The 21,097-nt window shown below is 60.4% G+C and carries 16 protein-coding genes and 1 pseudogene; all 17 read left to right on the top strand.

Annotation, left to right across the window (positions count from 1 at the left end):
* On the top strand, window positions 1–458 hold a 458-nt coding region (locus tag DSM25558_RS18740; protein ID WP_077106199.1), incomplete at its 5' end, for a DUF2460 domain-containing protein.
* Entirely contained in the window at window positions 455–1,339 is an 885-nt protein-coding gene (locus DSM25558_RS18735) for a DUF2163 domain-containing protein (protein WP_077106198.1), read from the top strand. The genes DSM25558_RS18740 and DSM25558_RS18735, both read left to right, overlap by 4 nt.
* On the top strand, window positions 1,336–1,770 hold the full coding sequence (locus DSM25558_RS18730; protein WP_077106197.1) for a C40 family peptidase: 435 nt from the start codon (window positions 1,336–1,338) through the stop codon (window positions 1,768–1,770). The genes DSM25558_RS18735 and DSM25558_RS18730 overlap by 4 nt, the downstream gene beginning before the upstream one ends.
* 191 nt (window positions 1,771–1,961) lie before the next feature.
* A pseudogene (locus tag DSM25558_RS18725) lies at window positions 1,962–5,758 on the top strand (glycoside hydrolase/phage tail family protein).
* 35 nt (window positions 5,759–5,793) lie between these two features.
* Window positions 5,794–6,000, top strand: a complete 207-nt coding sequence (locus DSM25558_RS18720) for a hypothetical protein (RefSeq protein WP_077106196.1) — start codon at window positions 5,794–5,796, stop codon at window positions 5,998–6,000.
* Between the two features lie 374 nt (window positions 6,001–6,374).
* Complete coding sequence (locus tag DSM25558_RS18715) at window positions 6,375–6,644, top strand: hypothetical protein (RefSeq protein WP_077106195.1); 270 nt, start codon at window positions 6,375–6,377, stop codon at window positions 6,642–6,644.
* 90 nt (window positions 6,645–6,734) lie between these two features.
* Window positions 6,735–7,406: a response regulator transcription factor gene (locus DSM25558_RS18710; protein WP_077106194.1), complete on the top strand. Its 672-nt coding sequence runs from the start codon at window positions 6,735–6,737 to the stop codon at window positions 7,404–7,406.
* Window positions 7,396–8,796, top strand: coding sequence for a sensor histidine kinase (locus DSM25558_RS18705; protein WP_077106193.1), 1,401 nt, complete (start codon window positions 7,396–7,398; stop codon window positions 8,794–8,796). The genes DSM25558_RS18710 and DSM25558_RS18705 overlap by 11 nt, the downstream gene beginning before the upstream one ends.
* A gap of 108 nt (window positions 8,797–8,904) precedes the next feature.
* Entirely contained in the window at window positions 8,905–9,333 is a 429-nt protein-coding gene (locus tag DSM25558_RS18700; protein WP_077106211.1) for a hypothetical protein, read from the top strand.
* Window positions 9,334–9,508: 175 nt separating this feature from the next.
* On the top strand, window positions 9,509–10,651 hold the full coding sequence (ccmI, locus tag DSM25558_RS18695; protein ID WP_077106192.1) for a c-type cytochrome biogenesis protein CcmI: 1,143 nt from the start codon (window positions 9,509–9,511) through the stop codon (window positions 10,649–10,651).
* Window positions 10,648–11,118, top strand: coding sequence for a cytochrome c maturation protein CcmE (ccmE, locus tag DSM25558_RS18690; protein ID WP_077106191.1), 471 nt, complete (start codon window positions 10,648–10,650; stop codon window positions 11,116–11,118). The genes ccmI and ccmE overlap by 4 nt, the downstream gene beginning before the upstream one ends.
* Window positions 11,115–13,100 (top strand): heme lyase CcmF/NrfE family subunit, encoded by a 1,986-nt coding sequence (locus tag DSM25558_RS18685; RefSeq protein ID WP_077106190.1) that lies wholly within the window; start codon window positions 11,115–11,117, stop codon window positions 13,098–13,100. The genes ccmE and DSM25558_RS18685 overlap by 4 nt, the downstream gene beginning before the upstream one ends.
* 125 nt (window positions 13,101–13,225) lie before the next feature.
* Window positions 13,226–13,687, top strand: coding sequence for a cytochrome c-type biogenesis protein (locus DSM25558_RS18680; RefSeq protein ID WP_077106189.1), 462 nt, complete (start codon window positions 13,226–13,228; stop codon window positions 13,685–13,687).
* A gap of 439 nt (window positions 13,688–14,126) precedes the next feature.
* Window positions 14,127–15,692: a Do family serine endopeptidase gene (locus tag DSM25558_RS18675; RefSeq protein ID WP_077106188.1), complete on the top strand. Its 1,566-nt coding sequence runs from the start codon at window positions 14,127–14,129 to the stop codon at window positions 15,690–15,692.
* Between the two features lie 84 nt (window positions 15,693–15,776).
* Complete coding sequence (locus DSM25558_RS18670) at window positions 15,777–16,535, top strand: response regulator transcription factor (RefSeq protein WP_103584686.1); 759 nt, start codon at window positions 15,777–15,779, stop codon at window positions 16,533–16,535.
* Window positions 16,536–16,544: 9 nt separating this feature from the next.
* Window positions 16,545–17,954, top strand: a complete 1,410-nt coding sequence (locus DSM25558_RS18665; RefSeq protein ID WP_077106187.1) for a sensor histidine kinase — start codon at window positions 16,545–16,547, stop codon at window positions 17,952–17,954.
* A 197-nt stretch (window positions 17,955–18,151) separates the two neighbouring features.
* Entirely contained in the window at window positions 18,152–21,091 is a 2,940-nt protein-coding gene (locus DSM25558_RS18660) for a bifunctional [glutamine synthetase] adenylyltransferase/[glutamine synthetase]-adenylyl-L-tyrosine phosphorylase (protein WP_371480207.1), read from the top strand.
* The last annotated feature ends 6 nt before the right edge of the window (window positions 21,092–21,097 follow it).

Raw genomic sequence — 21,097 nt, 5'->3', positions numbered from 1 at the left:
ACCTCTATGCTGTCTTGGAGTTTTTTGAGGCGCGGGGCGGGCAGCTTTATGGGTTTCGGTTTCGTGATCCGGTTGATTTCCGGTCTTGCCCGCCGCTGACGGTGCCGAGCGCGATGGACCAGCGGATCGGGACCGGGGATGGTGTCACAAAGACGTTTCCGCTGGTGAAGACCTATGCCGATGCCGGTGGCGGGTGGACGCGAGCCATTGCCAAGCCGGTGGAAGGATCGGTTTTGGTTTCGGTGAATGGCGTGGCGACGACGGGTTTCAGCACGGACCATGAAACGGGCATCGTTATGTTCGCGGCGGGGCATGTTCCTGCTGTCGGGGCGGCGGTTCGGGCGGGTTTCGAGTTCGACGTGCCAGTGCGGTTTGATATTGACCGCATCGATGTGAGCCTGAGTGCTTTCGAGGCCGGGCGCATTCCTTCCATTCCGCTGGTGGAGATTTTGCCGTGAAGACAGTGCCAGAGGGTTTTGCCGCGCATCTTGGTGGCGAGGCGACGACGACGTGTCATTGTTGGAAGGTGAGCCTGCGCGACGGCGTGGTGCTGGGTTTTACCGAGCATGACGAGGCGCTGACATTTGGCGGCGTGACCTATCTGGCCGCAAGCGGTTTTCAGGCAGGCGAAAATGATAGCGAGACGGGACTTGCGGCCAGCAGCGGCGAGGTGGCGGGTGGGTTTTCCAGCGAGGCGGTCCGTGAGGCCGATCTGGCTGCGGGACGTTGCGACGGCGCGAAAGTGGAGCTTTACCGCGTCAACTGGCAGGTGCCGGAGCAGCATGTGTTGCTGAAGGTGCGGGAGATTGGCGAGGTGACGCGGGCGGGCGGTGCCTTTACGGCGGAGCTGCGCAGTTTCGCGCACAGGCTAAGCCAGCCGCAGGGCCGGGTCTATGGACGGCGATGCGATGCGGCACTGGGTGATGCCAGGTGCGGGACTGATATTGCAGCGTTTCGGGTTAACGGCGCGGTGGTTTCCGTGGATGGCACCGGGCGGATGGTGGTGTCCGGGCTGGGTGCTTTTGCCGAAGGTTTTTTCCGGCAGGGCAAGCTGATGTTTTCAAGCGGCGCGAATGCGGGCCGCAGTTTCGATCTGGATGACCATGCGCTGCGCGACGGGGTGGCGAGTTTGAGTTTCTGGTTACCGCTGGAGGTGGCACCGCAGGCGGGTGATGCGTTCACCGTGACGGCGGGGTGCGACAAGAGCTTTGGCGTCTGCAAGGCGAAGTTTGCCAACCACCTGAATTTTAGAGGCTTTCCGCATATGCCGGGGGCGGATTTTGCCTATTCCTATGTGACGAGCCGCACCCAGCACGATGGCGGAGCGCTGTTTTCATGAGCGATATCGGTGAACGGGTTTTGGCGGTGGCGGATAGCTGGATCGGCACGCCGTACCGGCATCAGGCCTGCCTGAAAGGCGTGGGCTGCGATTGCCTGGGCTTGGTGCGCGGTATCTGGCGCGAGCTTTATGGTGATGAGCCGGAATTGCCGCCACCCTATGCGCGCGACTGGGCGGAGCGTGGCGGTGAGGACCGGCTGATGGCGGCAGCGGTGCGGCATTTTCAGCCCATTGCCAACATGGCGCAAGCGTTGCCGGGCGACATGCTGCTGTTTCGCTGGCGTCCGGAATTTGCGGCCAAGCATGTGGGCATTCTGGCCGGACCCGATCACTTCATTCATGCCTATGAGGGGGCGTCCGTGCTGCGCTCGGCGCTGGTGCCGTCGTGGCGCAGGCGCATTGCGGGGGTGTTTCGATTTCCGGAGGGGTGAGGGACGGGGTTTCTTCTCCCCGATGGGGAGAAGGTGGCCTGAAAGGCCGGATGAGGGGGCAACGTTGCCGTACCCGTTGACCCTTGCCCCCTCATCCCGCTGCCGCGAACTTCTCCCCCTCGGGGAGAAGAAACCCGGCCGTACAGTCTCATTCATCCATAAAAGTCCCGTAAGATAAAAAGAGATAAGATATGGCAACCCTTGTTCTACAGGCGGCGGGCGCTGCACTTGGCAGTATTTTTGGACCTGTTGGTGCCATTATCGGCAGGGCGGCGGGGGCGCTGGCGGGGAGCGCGGTCGATGGCGCGCTGTTTTCCTCTTCTAAAACGGTGAGCGGTGCGCGGCTTTCGACGGCGCGTATTCCTGGGGCCGAGGAGGGGGCGGCGATTGCGCGTGCTTATGGCACGGTGCGGATTGGCGGCACGCTGATCTGGGCCACGCGCTTCGAGGAAAGCGTGACGCGGGAGCGGCAGGGCGGCAAGAGTTCCAGCAGCAGCAGCACGACCGTCGAGACGTTTCAATATTTCGCCAATCTCGCCGTGGGCCTGTGCGAAGGCGAGGCTGCCATGGTGCGGCGGGTGTGGGCGGATGGGCAGGAGCTTGACCTGACCGGCATCGAAATGCGGTTCTACCCCGGCAGCGAGACGCAGCTTCCCGATCCGCTGATCGAGGCCAGACAAGGGGCGGGCATTGCGCCGGCCTATCGCGGATTGTCTTATGTGGTGTTCGAGCGGTTGCCGTTGGATGGTTTCGGCAATCGTATTCCGCTGCTGCAGTTCGAGGTGGTGAGGCCCATCGGCAAGCTGGAGGGGCAGATGCGGGCGGTGACGGTGATACCCGGCGCGACGGAGCATGGCTATGCGACGGTTGCGGTGTCCGAACGGTCCGGAGCGGGTGAAAGCCGGGTGATGAACCGGAATACGCTGGCGGCGGCAACCGACTGGCAGGCCTCCATCGACGAATTGCAGGCGCTGTGCCCCAATCTGGAAAGCGTGGCGCTGGTGGTGACGTGGTTCGGTACCGACATGCGTGCCGGGGAATGCCGCATTCTGCCCGGTGTGGAGGTGGGCTTCCGCGACCGCGAAAGTGCCACATGGTCTGTTGCTGACATGGGCCGTGGACAGGCGCGGCTGGTGAGCCAGCGCGATGGCGGCCCGGCCTATGGCGGCACGCCGAGCGATACATCGGTGTTGCAGGCCATTGCCGATTTGAAGGCGCGGGGCTTGAAGGTATGCCTTTATCCGTTTGTGATGATGGATGTGCCAGCGGGCAATGCTCTGCCCGACCCCTATGGCAAGGTGGAACAGGATGCCTATGGCTGGCGCGGCAATATTACCTGCCACCCGGCGGCGGGGCAGAGCGGGAGTGCTGACCGCACGGTTACGGGGCGGGCGCAAATCTCGACCTTCTGCAATCGGGCCGACGGGTACCGCCGCATGGTGCTGCATTATGCGGCGCTGGCGAAGCAGGCAGGCGGGGTGGATGCGTTTCTGATCGGCTCTGAATTGCGTGGCCTGACGCGGGTGCGGGATCAGGCGAATGCCTTTCCCTTCGTAGAGGAACTGGTGCGGCTGGCGGGTGACGTGCGCGCCGTTGTGGGCGCTGCGACGAAGCTGACTTACGCTGCCGACTGGAGCGAATATTTTGGGTATCACCCGGCGGATGGGTCGGGTGACGTGTTCTTTAATCTCGATGCGCTTTGGGCGAGCCAGCATATCGATGCTGTGGGCATCGACAATTATATGCCGCTATCCGACTGGCGCGACGAGGATGTGCTTGAGGGTAACCCGGATGGTTTTGAGGGTGCCGACGATGCGGCGGGGTTTGGGCGCAGCATTGAGGGCGGCGAGGGGTTCGACTGGTATTATGCCAGCGAAGCAGACCGGGAGGGCCGCAAGCGCAGCGCCATTTATGACGGGTTGAAGGGCAAGCACTGGGTTTATCGCAACAAGGATTTGGCAGGCTGGTGGCAGAACCGCCATTATGACCGGGTGGGCGGCGTGGAACGTGCGGCACCAAGTACCTGGGTGCCGGGCATGAAACCGTTCTGGTTGACCGAGCTGGGTTGCCCCGCGATCGACAAGGGCGCGAACCGGCCGAACACCTTCATCGACCCGAAATCATCCGAAAGCGCCTATCCCCATTTTTCCAGCCGGATGCGCGCAGACAGCCAGCAGCGGCGGTTTCTGGAGGCGCATCATGACCATTGGGCGGGTGGTTCTGCGCTTCAGGGCATGGTTGATCCAGCCAGGGTTTTCGTCTGGACATGGGATGCACGACCTTACCCGGCATTTCCGCAGAACACGGCGACGTGGAGCGATGGAGCGAACTGGCGCACCGGCCATTGGCTGAATGGCAGGCTGGGGGCGACGACGCTGGCTGATCTGATCGCGGCGGTTCTGACGGAACATGGCTTTGCGGATTTTGATGTGTCCGCTGTCACCGGTGACGTGGCTGGTTATGCCCAGGGCGACGTGACGGCGGCGCGCAGCCTGCTGGAGCCGCTGCTGGAAGCGTTTCAGGTGGATGTGATCGAGGATGGAGCGATGTTGCGCTTCGTCTCTCGCGGGAAGGCTGCGACGAAGACGACGATGGTGTCTGCTTTTGCGGATATCGAGGACTCGGCGCTGTGGTCTGAAGCGCGTGGGCACGAGAGCGATTTTGCGGCGGAGGCGGTGCTGACCGCGTATAATCCGGCGCTGGATTACGAGCAGGCCAGCGTGCGCTCGCGCCGCATAGACAATGCCGGCAACCGGGTGGTGCGGTATGATCTGGGCGCTGTGCTGGCGCAGGAGACCGCGCAGAATGCGGTGGAGGCGCTGTTGCGCGATAACCGGCTGGCGCGCCGCACGGTGCGCTTTTCGATTGCGCCGAACGAGATCGCGCTCGACCCCGGTGACTGTGTGGAGCTGGAGGGCGGGCCGACCGGACGGTTTCTGGTGAGCCGGATCGAAGACGGTGATGTGAGGCGCATCGAGGCGCGGGAATTTGCGCCATCGGCCATTGCCCTTTCCGGCGAGACGGAAACGCCACGCACGGGAAGCGGGGGTGCATCCAGCGGGTTCGACCCTGACATCGTGCTGATGGATCTGCCGCGATATGAGGCGGGTGATGCGCCGGGCTTTGCGCGGATTGCGGCTTTTGCCAAGCCATGGCGACGCATGGCGCTGTCCGTTTCTGCCGGAACCGAAGGGTATGAGGCGCGGGCGCTGCTGGATCAGCCAGCGAAGATCGGCGCGCTTGCGAGCGCTTTACCCATGGGATTTGCCGGAAGGTTCAATGTATCTGGCGCAATCGAGATTACGCTGCCTTACGGCGATCTGGCCTCTGCCACCGACCTTGCGGTGCTGAATGGCGCGAACCGCATCGCTGTTCGTTGCGTGGGTGGTGCCTGGGAGATTGCCGCTTTTGCAAAGTCGGAAGAGGTAGCGGCGAACCGCTGGCGGCTATCGCGGTTGTTGCGCGGGCTTGTGGGAACCGAGGACGCTATGGCGGCGGGTGCCATTGTCGGTGCCGAAGTGGGGTGTTGGACGCGGGCGTGGTGCCGATGGGGCTGCGCGCCGACGAGCGCGGTTTGCAGCTGAACTGGATCATCGAGGCGGCGGGTGCGCAAATTTCGAGCGTCGGGCCGTTTGCCTTCGCGGGTGGAATGCGGGCGGAAACGCCGCTGGCACCGGTACATCTGCGCGGGGTGCGAAGGGCGGACGGCGTGCGCCTGACATGGGTGCGGCGCGGGCGCGTGGAAGCCGATGGCTGGGACGCTGCCGATATTCCGCTGGACGAGGTGGCCGAGCGCTACCGGGTCGAGATCCTATCCGACGATGTGGTGCGGCGAACAATCGAGGTGAGCGAGGCAGCTTGCCTTTATGCCGCGAGCGACGAGGTGGCGGATTTCGGTTCGCCGCAGACCACGCTTGTGATTCGGGTGCGCCAGCTTGGCCGGGCGGTGCCGCGGGGCATCGCCACCAGCGCCGTTTTGAGGGTTTAAACTTCACAATAACGTCAACCGAGAAAGGGTAGAGCATGGACAATATGAAAGCCTGGTATCAGTCGAAAACCGTCTGGGGCGCGCTGATTGCGGTGTTGGCACCGCTGCTGCATGTGGTGGGCTTGAACCTGCCTGTTGGGTTCGAAGGCGAGCTTGCCGAGGGGCTGGTGACGGTGGCCGGCGGCGTGGGTGGGTTGATTGCTTTGTATGGGCGATTGGCTGCGACGAGTTCGATTAGGTAGGGGATTGCTGCTTGTAGGGCAGTGGGTGTGGCTAGCCCCCCTCTGCCCTGCCGGGCATCTCCCCCACAGGTGGGGAGATCGACTCGCGGGTAGGTCTCGGCCACCTCTAGCGGTCCGGATGGGGCAAGGGCTGTTTCGCCCGTTCTTCATCCCTAGAGGCTGCGAGGAGGTGGTGAGCATGCGTCTTGCCTATCTCCCCACCTGTGGGGGAGATGCCGGCAGGCAGAGGGGGGCTAGCCGCGCGCGCTGCCGCTCACATCACGCTCAACTCCACCACCCCCCACATTCATTTGCCATTCAGACGCTTTGCGATACATATTCGGCCAAGAATTCGTTTCGACGTGCATCCGATTTTTCTTTGGAAGTTTTTTGCAATGGCATCACCCCTCATCATCGCGACGCTTGCAGCCGGTCTCTCCGGCTTTCCTGCGCCGCAGGTCGATGGGCAGGGTGTGCAGGTGCAGGGTCGGGTGCAGCAGGTTGCGAGCGACTGCAGCTCTGCCGTTTCCCGCGTGGTGCGCGAGACGGGCGGCCAGCTGCTGTCCGTTTATCCCAGCAATGACGGCCAGAATTGTGTCGTGACCGTGCTCGTTCAGGGCAATGGCGAGCGCCCTCGCAAGGTGACGATGCGCGTACCGATGTAGACCGTCGCAATCCCTAAATTTCTGATGTAGAGATGATTTGAATGACCGTCGCACTGCAGAAGTGACGGGTGGAATGAAAAGGGACGGACGATGCGCATTCTTGTGGTCGAGGACGATACCAACCTCAATCGACAGTTGACCGACGCGCTGAAAGAAGCGGGTTATGTCGTCGATCAGGCCTTTGACGGCGAAGAGGGGCATTATCTCGGCGATACCGAGCCCTATGACGCCATCGTTCTCGATATCGGCCTGCCGCAGATGGACGGTATTACCGTTGTGGAAAAATGGCGTGCCAGCGGCAAATCCATGCCGGTTCTGATCCTGACCGCGCGCGACCGTTGGAGCGACAAGGTGGCGGGTATCGATGCCGGTGCCGATGACTATGTGACGAAGCCGTTCCATGTGGAGGAAATTCTAGCGCGTGTGCGCGCGTTGATCCGCCGTGCTGCGGGCCATGCGTCATCAGAAATCGTTTGTGGTCCGGTGCGGCTTGACACCAAATCCTCCAAGGCGACCGTCAACGGCACGACGCTGAAATTGACCTCTCACGAGTTCCGTCTTCTGTCCTACCTCATGCACCACATGGGCGAGGTGGTATCCCGCACCGAGTTGGTCGAGCACATGTACGATCAGGATTTCGACCGCGATTCCAACACGATCGAGGTGTTCGTTGGCCGTTTGCGCAAGAAGCTGGGCGTCGATCTGATCGAGACCATCCGCGGTCTCGGCTACCGGATGCAAGCACCCGCAGATGCGAAGTAATTCACTCACCGCCCGCGTTCTACTGCTGGCCTCGGCATGGTCTGCCCTGGCGCTGGTGGTGATCGCGGTGGTGATTTCCACGCTTTACCGACAGGGCGTGGAGCGCAGTTTTACCGATCTGCTGCGCGCGCAACTCTATAACGTCATCAACTCCATTACCGTTTCCAACGAAAATACGCTGGCCGGTAGCCCGCAGCTGGGCGATCTCCGGTTTTCGCAGCCCGAGACTGGCTGGTACTGGGTGGTGGAGCCGCTGGGTAATTTTCAGACGGCTCCGCTCGTTTCCTCATCGCTTGGCGTCTCGACGCTGCCTGTGCCCAGTATTCTGGATGTGCCGTTCGACAATCGTTACGAGCGTTATTACGTGGTGACGGACGAGGCGAAAAACCGTGTGCAGGTGGCTGAGACGGAGGTGGTTCTGGACGGCGAGGGGCGGGCGGCGCGCTTTCGCGTGACAGGCAACCTGAATGTCGTGGAAGACGATGTCAGTGACTTCTCCAACAGTCTCTATCTGGCGCTTGCCGTCTTCGGAGTCGGCAGTCTTGTGGTGAACGGCCTTGCCATTCTCTACAGCTTGCGACCGCTGGACAGGGCGCGCGTCGCGCTGGGCAAAATCCGGGCTGGCGATGCGGAGCGGTTGGAGGGCGAATTCCCAAGTGAAATTCAGCCTTTAGCAACCGAAGTGAATGCGCTAATCGAAAGCAACCGGCGGCTTGTGGAGCGGGCGCGCATGCAGGTGGGCAATCTGGCGCATTCGCTGAAAACACCGATTGCCGTTTTGCTGAACGAGGCGCGCACGCTGGACAGCCACCATGGCGATCTGGTGCGGGGACAGGTGGATGCGATGCAGGCGCAGGTGCAGTCCTATCTTTCCCGCGCCCGCATTGCCGCGCAGCGCGGCTCCATTCTGGCGCGAGTGGAAGCCGAACCGGCGCTGGAGCGGCTGGTGCGGGTGATGCGCCGCCTGAACCCGGAAAAGACATTCGAGCTGGACATGCAGCAGCCAGGAACGATTCTGGCGATGGAGCAGCAGGATCTGGAAGAGGCCGTCGGCAATCTCCTGGAAAATGCGGGACGCTTTGCTGAAACCAAGGTGGTGATCACGGTGATGCCGGGGACGCACCCATCTTCCGACCCAGATGTGACGCGCAGATCATGGGTGACGTTGCTGGTGGAAGATGACGGGCCGGGGTTGGAGCCGGAGCAGATCACCGAAGCGATGAAGCGCGGCAGGCGTCTGGACGAAAGCCGACCGGGGACCGGGCTTGGGCTTTCCATCGTCAGCGAGGTGGTTTCCGAGTACCACGGTACCTTTGCGATGTCGCGCAGCCCGCTTGGCGGGCTAAAAGCCGAATTGCTTCTTCCCGGACTTTCGAAAGAGCTTGCATGACGGCCAAAAACTGGCAAGACATTTTGTGACGCATGACCGCGCCAGGATGGCGCGTGGATAAGGAGTGTATTCTTGGTTTACGTGATGGGCAAAGCCGGATCTGCCGGGATGAAATCCAACTTTATGCGCCCTGCCGTGGTTTCGCTGATCTGCCTTTCGGCACTCAGCTCCTGTACCACATCCAACACCCGTGGCTCAGGTGGCGGTTTGATGGGTCGCGGTGGCGCGTCGGCAACGCCTTATATTTCAAGCCTTCAGGGCGGTATCGTCGGCAGAAGCGGCTTGCAGCTGGGCCGTAGCGACTTCAACAAGGCGCTGGAAGCGGAATATCGTGCGCTGGAAACCGCACCCGGCGGCCAAGCTGTCGTGTGGGGTGATGGCGATACGCGTGGCGAAGTCATCGCCAATGCGCCCTACCAGGTCGGCAACCAGAATTGCCGCCAATACACTCATAATCTAACAGTAAACGGCAAGCAGGCGAAGGTGCGTGGCGCTGCCTGTCGCAACACCGATGGCACCTGGACGCCGCTGATCTGACGGTTGCTTGACGCATGTCAAGGCAGGCGCAAGGCTGATCGTTAGAACGAGAGGCGTGGTGGAAATCGATCGAAGCGGATCGGTTCCACGGCGTTACGCGGCATAGTGCCTCAAATTCACGTCATCCTGCTGCGGCTTATTTCAAAGCGGCGCGCATTCGAGTAATTGAAACGGCATGTTCTGGATTTTTATCGCCATGTTGACGGCGGCCGTGGCCATCGTTCTGACTTATCCGCTGATGCGCAGCAGCGGCGTAGCCGACACTGCCCGAGAAGGCGAGGTGGCTGTCTATCGCGACCAACTGGCCGAATTGCAGCGCGAGCGTGAGAGCGGGCTGATCGGCGAGACGGAAGCGGAGTATGCCCGCGCCGAAATCGGGCGGCGGCTGTTGGCCGCGGCCTCCGGAAAAACGGGCGAGGTTTCAGCCATTTCGCCACGGAAGCACAATGCACTGGCCAGCCTCGTAACGGTGCTTTTGCCGCTGATGGGGCTCTGTCTTTATTTGTTCATGGGCAGTCCTGGTATGCCGGACATGCCGCTACAGGCGCGTCTGGAAAAGCCCGGCAACGACATGAACCTGATGATCGCCAAGGCCGAACGGCATCTGGCGCAGAACCCGGATGATGGTGCCGGATGGGACGTGCTGGCCCCGATCTATTTCAAGACCATGCGTTTGGGCGATGCTGAAATGGCCTATCGCAATGCCATCCGTCTTCAGGGTGAAAACCCTGAGCGTTTGACCGGTCTCGCCGAAACGTTGATTGCCGCCAATGACGGTGTCGTCATCGATGATGCGCGCTCCGCATTGGAAGATGCGGAAAAGATGAGCCCGGGCAATCCGCGTGTGCGATTCTATCTGGCGCTTTCGCTGGAGCAGGCGGGCAAAACGGATGAGGCGCGCAATTCCTTTGCCGCGCTGCTGAAGGATTCGCCCGAGGGCGCGCCGTGGATACCGCTGTTGCAGGCGCATCTGCAAAACACCGGCGGTGCCGACATTGCCGCTGCGCCTAAGGCGCAAGCGCCCGGCGGGCCAAGCGCCGAGGACGTGGCTGCGGCCAGCAATATGTCGGCGGAAGACCGGCAGGCGATGGTGGCGGGCATGGTAGACAGTCTCGATGCGCGGCTGAAGGAAAACCCCGATAATTTCGAGGGCTGGATGCGGCTGGTGCGCTCCTACGCCATGTTGAAGAATGACGAAAAGGCGCGTCAGGCTCTGGCCGATGGCCTGAAAGCCTTTCCGCCCGCCGGTGAGCAGGGCAAGCAGCTTCTGGCGCTGGCACAGCAGTTGGGCGTGAATGTGCAGGGAGTGACGCAATGACCCGCAAGCAGAAAAGACTGGCGATCATTGGCGGCGGCGTCAGCTTCATCATGATTGCGGCGTTTCTGGTGATGTTCGCCTTCGGCCAGTCGATTGCCTATTTCTACATGCCCGGCGATCTGGAAAAGACCAGCGTTGCGCCGGGAACGCGTATCCGCCTTGGTGGGCTGGTGGCCGAAGGTTCGGTCAAGCGCGGCGAGGGCCGCACGGTGAGCTTTGCGGTGACCGATGGCGGCGCAACGGTGCCCGTGAGCTATACCGGCATTCTGCCGGACCTGTTTCGCGAGGGGCAGGGTGTTGTGACCGAGGGTACCTTCGATGCTGCCACGCATGCCTTTGTGGCCGATAGCGTTCTTGCCAAGCATGATGAAAACTACATGCCCAAGGAAGTTGCTGACCGACTGAAAGACAAGGGCCTTTGGCAGCAGGCACCAGACGGTGTGACAAAGACCGGAGCGACGCAATGATTACCGAAATCGGCCATTATGCTCTGGTGCTGGCGCTTGGTGTGGCGCTCGTCGTTTCTACGCTGCCAGCGTTCGGTGCACGCCGCAATGACAAGGCATTGATGGATATTGCGCCCATCGGCTCCGTACTGCTGTTTCTTCTGGTGGGCATTGCCTTTGCCGCGCTGACGCATGCCTATGCGGTGTCGGATTTCTCACTGAAGAACGTTTATGAGAACTCCCATTCGCTGATGCCGATGCTCTACAAGCTGACCGGCGTGTGGGGCAACCATGAGGGATCAATGCTGCTGTGGCTGCTGATCCTGGTGCTGTTCAGCGCCATGGTGGCCGTCTATGGCCGCAATCTGCCCGATACGCTGCGGGCCAATGTGCTGGCCGTGCAGGCATGGGTAACGACGGCATTTCTGCTGTTCATTCTGCTGACGTCCAATCCATTTGCGCGGCTGTCGCCGGTGCCAGCGGAAGGGCAGGACCTCAACCCGGTGCTTCAGGACTTCGGCCTGGCGATCCACCCGCCGCTGCTTTATCTCGGTTATGTCGGTTTTTCGGTCTGTTTCTCCTTTGCTGTCGCGGCCCTGATGGAAGGGCGCATCGATGCTGCATGGGCGCGCTGGGTACGGCCGTGGACGCTGGCGGCATGGACGTTTCTGACGGCAGGCATTTCAATGGGCTCCTATTGGGCCTATTACGAACTCGGCTGGGGCGGCTGGTGGTTCTGGGACCCGGTGGAGAATGCGTCCTTCATGCCATGGCTGGCCGGAACGGCGTTGCTGCATTCGGCGCTGGTGATGGAAAAGCGCGAGGCGTTGAAAATCTGGACCGTGCTGCTGGCGATCATGACCTTTTCGCTGTCGCTGCTCGGCACCTTCCTTGTGCGCTCCGGTGTGCTGACCTCCGTCCATGCATTCGCGACTGATCCGAGCCGCGGCATTTTCATTCTGTGCATTCTGATGATTTTCATTGGCGGTGCGTTTTCACTGTTTGCATGGCGTGCGCCGATGCTCAAAGCGGGCGGGTTGTTCGCGCCGGTATCTCGTGAGGGTGCGCTGGTTCTCAACAATCTAATTCTAACAGTTTCCACCGCAACCGTGCTGATCGGAACGCTTTATCCGCTGGTTCTGGAAACGTTGACCGGCGAGAAGATTTCCGTCGGTGCGCCCTTCTTCAATCTGACGTTCGGTCTGTTGATGATTCCCATTCTGATCGTGACGCCCTTCGGGCCGATGATGGCGTGGAAGCGTGGCGATTTGCTGGGTGCGTTTCAACGGCTGTATGTGGCGGCGGCGTTTGCCTGTGTTGCGGGTTTGACGCTGTGGTATATCGAGCATGGCGGGCCTGTCATGGCGGTGTTGGGCATGATCGCCGGGTTCTGGCTGATCTTCGGGGCGCTGGCCGATCTGTGGTATCGCGCCAATTTCGGCAAGCTGGCCTTTGGGATTGCGCTGCGGCGTCTGAAAGGTCTGCCGCGCTCCACCTTCGGCACGACGCTGGCACATATGGGGCTCGGCATCAGCGTGTTGGGCATCGTTGCCGTCACGACCTTCGAGACGGAAACCGTTGTCGAGATGAAGCAGGGCGCGGCTGTGGATGCGGGCGGCTATAGCCTGACCTTCGATGGTATCCGTCATCATGTCGGGCCGAACTATACTGAGGATCGCGGTCATTTCACAGCGCGTAAAGGCGGGGCCGAGGTGGCTGACGTGTGGTCCTCCAAGCGGCTCTATACGGCCCGGCGCATGCCGACCACGGAAGCTGGCATCATGACCTTCGGGCTTTCGCAGCTTTACGTGTCATTGGGCGACCCGATGGCCGATGGCGGCATGGTGGTTCGCATCTGGTGGAAGCCGTTCATTCTGTGCATCTGGGGTGGGACGGTGTTCATGATGATTGGCGGATTGGTTTCGCTGTCGGACCGACGGTTGCGCGTGGGTGCGCCGAGGCGGAAAGCGAAGGTTGCACCGGTGTTGGAGCCTGCGGAATGATGGGGTTCCATCTTCCCTCATTCCTGTGCTTGTCACAGGAATCCAGTGCGCCCAAGTCTTTGGGCGCGAAAGAGTCATTCACGGCGCAGACGCGCCGTGGCTGGATTCCTGTGACGAGCACAGGAATGAGGGAGGTTTTCTCTACGGTTGCCGTTCTCATCACCCTCCTTTTCACATCACTCCCCGCATTCGCCTTCAACCCCGACGAAGTCCTCTCCGACCCGGCGCTGGAAGCCCGCGCACGGGCGCTGACGGTGCAGCTGCGCTGTATGGTGTGCCAGAACCAGTCCATCGATGACAGCAATGCCGAGTTGGCGCGGGATCTACGCGTGCTGGTGCGCGAGCGGTTGACGCAGGGGGATAGCGACGAGGCGGTGGTCGATTATGTCGTGTCGCGCTATGGCGAATTTGTTTTGCTGAAACCGCGTTTTAGTGCGCGTACCATTGCGTTGTGGGGCGCGCCGATTGCGCTGATTTTGATTGGCGCGACGGCGATTTTTGTTTTTGCCCGGCGTCGGGTGGCGGTGTCTGAGGGGCAGAAGCTGACGGTGGATGAGGAAGCGCGGATTCGGGATTTGTTGGGGTAGGGGTGAGTGGGGGTGGCTTGCGACATACAATGCAAGCTGGCACCCGTGGCTTACCCCCCTCTGTCCTGCCGGACATCTCCCCCACAAGGAGGGAGATTGGCTAGACGCAGGCTCCGCACTCCATCCGCAGCATTCAAGGTGGCCGGAACCTAACCACGAGTTGATCTCCCCACCTGTGGGGGAGATGTCCGGCAGGACAGAGGGGGGTAAGCGCCACACTCAGCCCTATATTGTGGCGACTTCCACTAAAGATAAAAGGCAATATATTTCAACAATTTATACTCCATCCATAACCCTCCCTCCCGCAAATCCCCCAACATTACGGATTTTTCACGCGCCAGACACTTCGCTGTAAGGTGCGGGCACCTATATCTTCATCATCCACCGCTTCCCCGATCCACCGGGGCTCCAGTCTGAATGAAGAAAGAAGGTAAGTTCCATGTCTAATTTGCAAAACGGACGTCCCTCGTTGAAGACCATCCTCAAGTCTTCCGCTGTTGGCGGTCTGGCGGCTCTGATGCTGACGACGGGCGTCGCTGGACCAATCGCTCATTCTTTCGCAACACCCGTTGAAGTGACCGCGCCGCAGGTGCCGAGCTTCGCCAACGTTGTTGACGCGGTTTCGCCTGCCGTCGTCTCTGTGCGCGTACAATCCAATGTGCAGCCGGCTTCCGATGATAACAGCGGCTATTCCTTCAATTTCGGCGGTCGTGGACTCGACCAGCTTCCCGATGATCACCCGCTGAAGCGTTTCTTCAAGGAATTTGGCGGACCGGGTGCCGGTGAAGGCGACAAGCGCGCCGACCGTGGTCCGAAGGCCCACCGCGACGGTAAAGGTCCGCTGCGCCCAACCGCGCAGGGCTCCGGCTTCTTCATCTCCGAAGACGGCTATATCGTTACCAACAACCACGTTGTAGATGATGGTTCTGCCTATACGGTTGTTATGAATGACGGCACGGAACTCGATGCCAAGCTGATTGGCCGCGACACACGCACCGATCTGGCCGTGCTGAAAGTGGACGTGAACCGCAAGTTTACTTACGTTCAGTTTGCCGATGACAGCAAAATCCGCGTCGGTGACTGGGTCGTGGCTGTCGGCAACCCATTCGGTCTTGGTGGCACCGTAACATCCGGTATCGTCTCTGCCCGTGGTCGTGACATCGGCTCCGGTCCTTATGACGATTACCTCCAGATCGACGCTGCCGTGAACCGTGGTAACTCTGGTGGTCCGGCCTTCAACCTGAACGGCGAAGTCGTCGGTATCAACACTGCGATCTTCTCTCCATCTGGCGGTAATGTGGGTATTGCCTTCGCTATTCCCGCATCCGTTGCCAAGGATGTCGTTCAGGACCTGATCAAGGACGGTAAGGTCGAACGCGGCTGGCTCGGTGTGCAGATTCAGCCCGTGAGCAAGGACATCGCTGAATCGCTTGGTCTCGCCGAGGCAAGTGGTGCGCTGGTGGTTGCTCCGCAGGCGGGTTCGCCTGGCGACAAGGCCGGTATCAAGCAGGGTGACATCATCACCGCGCTGAATGGCGATACGGTCAAGGACGCCCGTGATCTGTCACGCCGCATCGGTGCCATGGCTCCGAATACCAAGGTCGAGCTTTCGCTGTGGCGCGGTGGTAAGGCGCACCCGGTAACTGTGACCTTGGGCGATCTTGCCAGCGACGATGCCTCCAAGGCAACGGCCAGCCAGAATGATGACAAGGGTAGCCAGCCTTCCAGCGAAAAAGCGCTGTCCAGCCTTGGTCTGACGGTTGCGCCTTCTGACGATGGTGCGGGCCTTGCGATCACCGATGTCGATCCAGACTCCGACGCCGCAGCGCGTGGTCTGAAGACCGGCGAAAAGATCACCTCGGTCAACAACCAGCAGGTCGCTTCTGCTGCCGATGTCGAGAAGATCCTCTCGCAGGCCAAGAAGGACGGTCGTTCCAAGGCTCTGTTCCAGATACAGACGGAAGATGGCAGCCGCTTCATCGCGCTGGATATCGACCAGGGTTGATCATGATACTGTGGCGGGAGGGGCAATTGCCTCTCCCGCTAATCTTCAGTGAGGATCACGCCGCGACATCTTCGGAGAAAACACATGGAAAACAAGACACAGGAATCATCTCCCGCATCTGTTTCCGGTTGTGCGGTTGATGTTGACAACGCTATTGTCCCGCACATGAAGATTCTTGTTATCGAAGACGATCTGGAAGCTGCGGCCTATATGACCAAGGCGTTTCGGGAAGCGGGCATTGTGGCCGATCACGCCAGCGATGGCGAGAGCGGCCTGTTTATGGGCGTGGAGAATGCCTATGACGTGATGGTTATCGACCGCATGCTGCCGCGCCGTGACGGGCTTTCCGTTATCAGTGAGCTGCGCAGACGTGGCATTGAAACACCGGTGCTGATCCTGTCGGCGCTTGGGCAGGTGGATGACCGCGTGACGGGTCTGCGGGCTGGCGGTGATGATTATCTGCCGAAGCCCTATGCTTTCAGCGAGCTGTTGGCGCGTATCGAGGTCTTGGGTCGTCGCAAGGGCAAGCCGGAGCAGGACATGGTCTACCGTGTCGGCGATCTGGAACTGGATCGTCTTTCCCATGACGTGCGCCGCGCCGGTAAGGAAATTCTACTGCAGCCGCGCGAGTTTCGCCTGCTTGAATATTTGATGAAGAACGCGGGTCAGGTTGTGACGCGCACCATGCTTTTGGAGAATGTCTGGGACTACCACTTCGATCCGCAGACGAATGTCATCGACGTGCATGTGTCGCGCCTTCGCTCGAAAATCGAGAAGGATTTCGACAAGCCACTTCTGAAAACCATTCGTGGTGCTGGCTATATGATGAAGGACGAGGGGTAAAGCCGCCTCATGGCACGTCTTCGTCTTCTGTTCAGCTCGACGGCGGTGCGCCTTTCGGCGCTTTACATCCTGCTTTTTGCGCTTTGTGCCGCCTTTCTTGTTTTCTATGTTACGGCGCTGTCCGAGGGTCTGCTGAACCAGCAGACGCGCGACGCCGTGCAACAGGAAGTCAACGACGTCCAGCGTGTCTATAATCGCGGTGGCATCAATCCGCTGTTGCGGATGATGGAACGGCGCGCGCGGCAGCCGGGAGCGAGCCTTTATGTGATCGCCGGGCCGAATGGCGAAATACTGGCTGGCAACGTCGCTTCCGTGCAGCCCGGTGTGTTCGACAATGAGGGCTGGACCGAATTTCCCTTTGGTTACGAGCGCTATTCCGAAAGCGGCGACGCCGTAAAACATCTCGCCACCGCCAATATTTTCCGCCTCGATAATGGCCTGCGTATTTTGGTCGGTCGCGATCTGGGCGAGCCGACGAAGTTCCGACTGCTGGTGCGCAATGCCCTGATGGTGGCCTTGGCTATTATGGGTGGCGGTGCCGTTCTCATCTGGTTTGCAATCGGTCGCAATGCGCTGAAGCGTCTCAACCGCATGTCGGATGCGACCAAGAAAATCATGGCGGGCGATCTTTCTCAGCGCCTGCCGCAAGGTCGTTCCGGCGACGAGTTCGACCGTCTCTCGGGTTCGCTCAACGCCATGCTGGGGCGTATCGAGAAGCTGAACGAGGGTCTGCGGCAGGTTTCCGACAACATCGCGCATGATCTCAAAACACCGCTGACGCGGCTGCGCAACAAGGCGACAGAAGCGCTGGAAGACCGGGATGACGACAAGCGCCGTTCTGCATTGGAGGGCATCATTGCGGAATCGGACCAGTTGATCCGCACCTTCAATGCGCTTTTGATGATTTCCCGCGTCGAGGCAGGCTCGATTGCCGCCGAGATGAGCGATGTGGATGTGTCTGCGATTGCGGAAGATAGCGCCGAGCTTTACGAGCCTGTCGCCGACGAAGAAGGTTTAACGCTGACGGCGGATATTACGCCTGGGCTGATCGTGCAGGGTAACCGCGAACTGATCGGCCAGGCGCTGACCAATCTGATCGACAACGCCATAAAATACGCCAGTGGGCATGAGGGCAAGAAGGGGCTTGCCGTGCGGCTGGTGCGGCAGGACGATGACATCGTGCTATCCGTTGCCGATAATGGCCCGGGTGTTCCCGCTGACAAGCGCGACGAGGTGATCAAGCGCTTCGTGCGGTTGGACGAAAGCCGTTCCAAGCCCGGAACGGGTCTGGGCCTTTCGCTTGTCGAGGCGGTGATGGAGCTGCATGGCGGTTCGCTGCGGCTTTCCGATACGGATCCCGACAATGCACAAGCGCCGGGCCTGACTGTTTCGATGGTTTTTCCTATGACTACACCTTAAGGTCCTCTCTGTTTTCCCTCATCCCTGTGCTCGTCACAGGGATCCAGTCAGCCCAAGTCTTTGGGCTGAGGAGAGTCCTTTGACCGAGCAGACGCTCGGTCGCTGGGTTCCTGTGACAGGCACAGGAATGAGGGAACATGAAGTGTATGGGGTGAGGGAGAGAGACATTGCAAAATGCCGCAACCGTCGAAAGACGGCTGGAAGATGTGCAGCCGGGTGTTATTCGCGCCTATACGCAGACGGAGCTGAAATCCGTTCTCTCTACCCTGAAGGACATCGGTAAAAGCGAGCCTGATGTCGCGGCGCTTCTGGCGAGTGACAGGCCGCTGAAAGATTTCTTGGCGCAGGCATTGTCGCTATCTCCCTATTTACGTGATGCGGCGGTGGCCGATGAGGGATTGCTGACGCTGGCGATATCAGGTCCGCTGGATGCAACGCTGGCGCGTTTGGTTGAAGACGCCCGCAATTGTTGGCGGCCGGATGGTGACGGCGTTGTCCCGACGGAAGCTGAGGTGATGACGCGGCTGCGCATTGCCAAGCGAAGGCTCTCCTTCATTTCCGCCATGGCCGATCTGGCGCGGATTTTCGTGGCGCGCGACACCACGCATTGGCTGAGCGATATGGCCGATGCCAGCCTCGCCGCTGCCATCGATCACCTGCTTCTGGCCAACCATCGCAGCGGCAAGCTGACGCTGAAAAATATCGAGGTGCCAAGCGAGGGCTCTGGTCTGATCGTGCTCGGCATGGGCAAGCTGGGTGCGCAGGAGCTGAATTATTCGTCCGATATCGATGCCGTCGTGTTCTTCGAGCCGACCTCGGGCATCATACCGGACCCGCTGGATGCGCTGGAAATATTCGGCCGAATGATGCGGCGGCTGATCCGCATAATGCAGGAGCGCACGGCCGATGGTTATGTGTTTCGAACCGATCTGCGGCTGCGCCCGGACCCCGGCTCGACACCGCTTGCCATACCCGTTGAGGCGGCGCTGACCTATTATGAAGGCAGGGGGCAGAACTGGGAGCGCGCTGCCTACATCAAGGCGCGGCCGGTGGCGGGGGATATCAAGGCTGGAGAAGGTTTCATGCGGGAACTGACGCCCTTCGTGTTTCGCAAATATCTGGATTATGCCGCGATTGCGGATATCCACTCCATCAAACGGCAGATTCACGCGCATAAGGGCCACGGCGCGATTGCGGTGAAGGGGCATAATGTCAAGCTCGGTCGCGGCGGCATTCGCGAGATCGAGTTCTTTGCGCAGACGCAGCAGCTGATTGCGGGCGGGCGGATGGCACCGCTGCGGGTGCGCTCCACGCAGGAGGCGTTGGCGGCTTTGACGGAGGCGAAGTGGATCGACGCCGGAACACGCGACAAGCTGACCGATGCCTACTGGTTTCTGCGTGAGGTGGAGCACCGCATTCAGATGGTGCGGGACGAGCAGACGCATATTCTGCCGGATACTGAAACGGAGCTGAAGCGCATCGCTTTCATGCTGGGCTTTGCCGATACCAAGAGCTTTTCTGAGAAATTGGAAGGTGTGTTGCGCTTGGTGGAGCGCAAATATTCGGCGCTGTTCGAGCAGGAAACCAAGCTTTCTGGCGAAAGCGGTAATCTGGTTTTTACCGGGCAAAGGGATGACCCCGACACGCTGAAGACGCTGGCGAGGTTGGGCTTCGAACGGCCGGAATCCATGTCGGGCGTCATTCGCACATGGCACAACGGACGTTACCGCGCCACGCAATCCGTCGAGGCGCGGGAGCGATTGACGGAACTGACGCCGGAACTTTTGCAAGCCTTCGGCAGGAGCAAGCGGGCCGATGAAGCGCTGTTGCGGTTCGACAATTTTCTCTCCGGCCTGCCTGCCGGCATCCAGCTTTTTTCCTTGCTTGGAAATAATCCGGCGCTGCTATCACTGCTGGTAACGATCATGTCATCAGCGCCGCGCTTGGCGGAAATCATTGCCGCGCGCCCGCACGTGTTCGACGGCATGCTGGACCCGGCTTTGATGACGGACGTTCCAACGCGCGACTATCTCGGCCAGCGCATGCAGGGGTTTCTGGCACCGGCGCGGCACTATGAAGACATTCTCGACAGGCTGCGCATCTTTGCTGCCGAACAGCGTTTCCTGATCGGCGTGCGGTTGTTGACTGGTGCTATCCGCGGAGAGGTAGCGGGACGGGCCTTTACCTATCTCGCGGATCTGGTGATCGAAGCCGCAGTGAAGGCTGTGATGGTTGAGATGGAAGCGGCTCATGGCAGATATCCTGACGGTCGTGTCGCGATCGTCGGCATGGGCAAGCTCGGCTCGTTCGAACTGACAGCGGGTTCGGATGTCGATCTGATCCTACTGTATGATTACGACGATGCGGCGTCTGAATCGGATGGGGCAAAGCCGCTGGATGCCGTCAGATATTTTAGCCGCATCACGCAAAGGCTGATCTCGGCTCTATCAGCACCGACGGCCGAAGGTGTGCTTTACGAGGTGGACATGCGGCTGCGCCCCTCCGGCAACAAGGGGCCGGTGGCGACGCGCATTTCGACGTTCGAGAAATATCAGCGCGAGGAAGCCTGGACGTGGGAGCATCTGGCCCTGTCGCGCGCACGGTTGATCTGCGGTGATGCTTCGTTGATTGCGGATGCCGAGCGGATCATTGCATCGGTTCTCTCGCAGAAACGGGATGTGGCAAAGATTGCTGCTGACGTTGCCGAGATGCGCAAGCTGATCGGCGAGGAGAAGCCGCCTGCCAATGGTTGGGATTTCAAGCTCATCCCCGGCGGTCTGATCGATCTGGAATTCATTGCGCAATATCTGACACTGGTCGCGCCCGCAAAAGGGCTACCGACGCATGTAGCGGGTGAAAGCACGGCGGATGTGTGGAAACGCGTAGCCGCAGGGGCGATGGAGCCGCAGACCTATGACGACTGCATGGCGGCTCTGAACCTTTTCACCGAACTCTCCCAGATCATCCGCCTGTGCATCGAGGGCGACTTCTCACCCAAGGAGGCACCTGCCGGACTGATCGATCTCGTCTGCCGTGCGGGAGACTGCCCCGATATCGGCACGCTGGAGGGTGATGTGAAACGGCTTTCGAAAACTGTGCGGAAGGCATTTTCTTCGGTTGTGGCGGTGAAGGACTAAATTATA

The sequence above is a fragment of the Agrobacterium sp. DSM 25558 genome, from assembly GCF_900100825.1.
Taxonomy (GTDB): Bacteria; Pseudomonadota; Alphaproteobacteria; order Rhizobiales; family Rhizobiaceae; genus Agrobacterium.
This window is presented reverse-complemented; position numbering and strand designations above follow the sequence as displayed.

Excerpts from the sequence above, each read along its gene's own strand:
- DSM25558_RS18730 (WP_077106197.1), top strand. The coding sequence starts at position 1,336 with ATGAGCGATATCGGTGAACGGGTTTTGGCGGTGGCGGATAGCTGGATC.
- DSM25558_RS18720 (WP_077106196.1), top strand. The coding sequence starts at position 5,794 with ATGGACAATATGAAAGCCTGGTATCAGTCGAAAACCGTCTGGGGCGCG.
- DSM25558_RS18715 (WP_077106195.1), top strand. The coding sequence starts at position 6,375 with ATGGCATCACCCCTCATCATCGCGACGCTTGCAGCCGGTCTCTCCGGC.
- DSM25558_RS18710 (WP_077106194.1), top strand. The coding sequence starts at position 6,735 with ATGCGCATTCTTGTGGTCGAGGACGATACCAACCTCAATCGACAGTTG.
- DSM25558_RS18705 (WP_077106193.1), top strand. The coding sequence starts at position 7,396 with ATGCGAAGTAATTCACTCACCGCCCGCGTTCTACTGCTGGCCTCGGCA.
- DSM25558_RS18700 (WP_077106211.1), top strand. The coding sequence starts at position 8,905 with ATGAAATCCAACTTTATGCGCCCTGCCGTGGTTTCGCTGATCTGCCTT.
- ccmI (WP_077106192.1), top strand. The coding sequence starts at position 9,509 with ATGTTCTGGATTTTTATCGCCATGTTGACGGCGGCCGTGGCCATCGTT.
- ccmE (WP_077106191.1), top strand. The coding sequence starts at position 10,648 with ATGACCCGCAAGCAGAAAAGACTGGCGATCATTGGCGGCGGCGTCAGC.
- DSM25558_RS18685 (WP_077106190.1), top strand. The coding sequence starts at position 11,115 with ATGATTACCGAAATCGGCCATTATGCTCTGGTGCTGGCGCTTGGTGTG.
- DSM25558_RS18680 (WP_077106189.1), top strand. The coding sequence starts at position 13,226 with ATGAGGGAGGTTTTCTCTACGGTTGCCGTTCTCATCACCCTCCTTTTC.
- DSM25558_RS18675 (WP_077106188.1), top strand. The coding sequence starts at position 14,127 with ATGTCTAATTTGCAAAACGGACGTCCCTCGTTGAAGACCATCCTCAAG.
- DSM25558_RS18670 (WP_103584686.1), top strand. The coding sequence starts at position 15,777 with ATGGAAAACAAGACACAGGAATCATCTCCCGCATCTGTTTCCGGTTGT.
- DSM25558_RS18665 (WP_077106187.1), top strand. The coding sequence starts at position 16,545 with ATGGCACGTCTTCGTCTTCTGTTCAGCTCGACGGCGGTGCGCCTTTCG.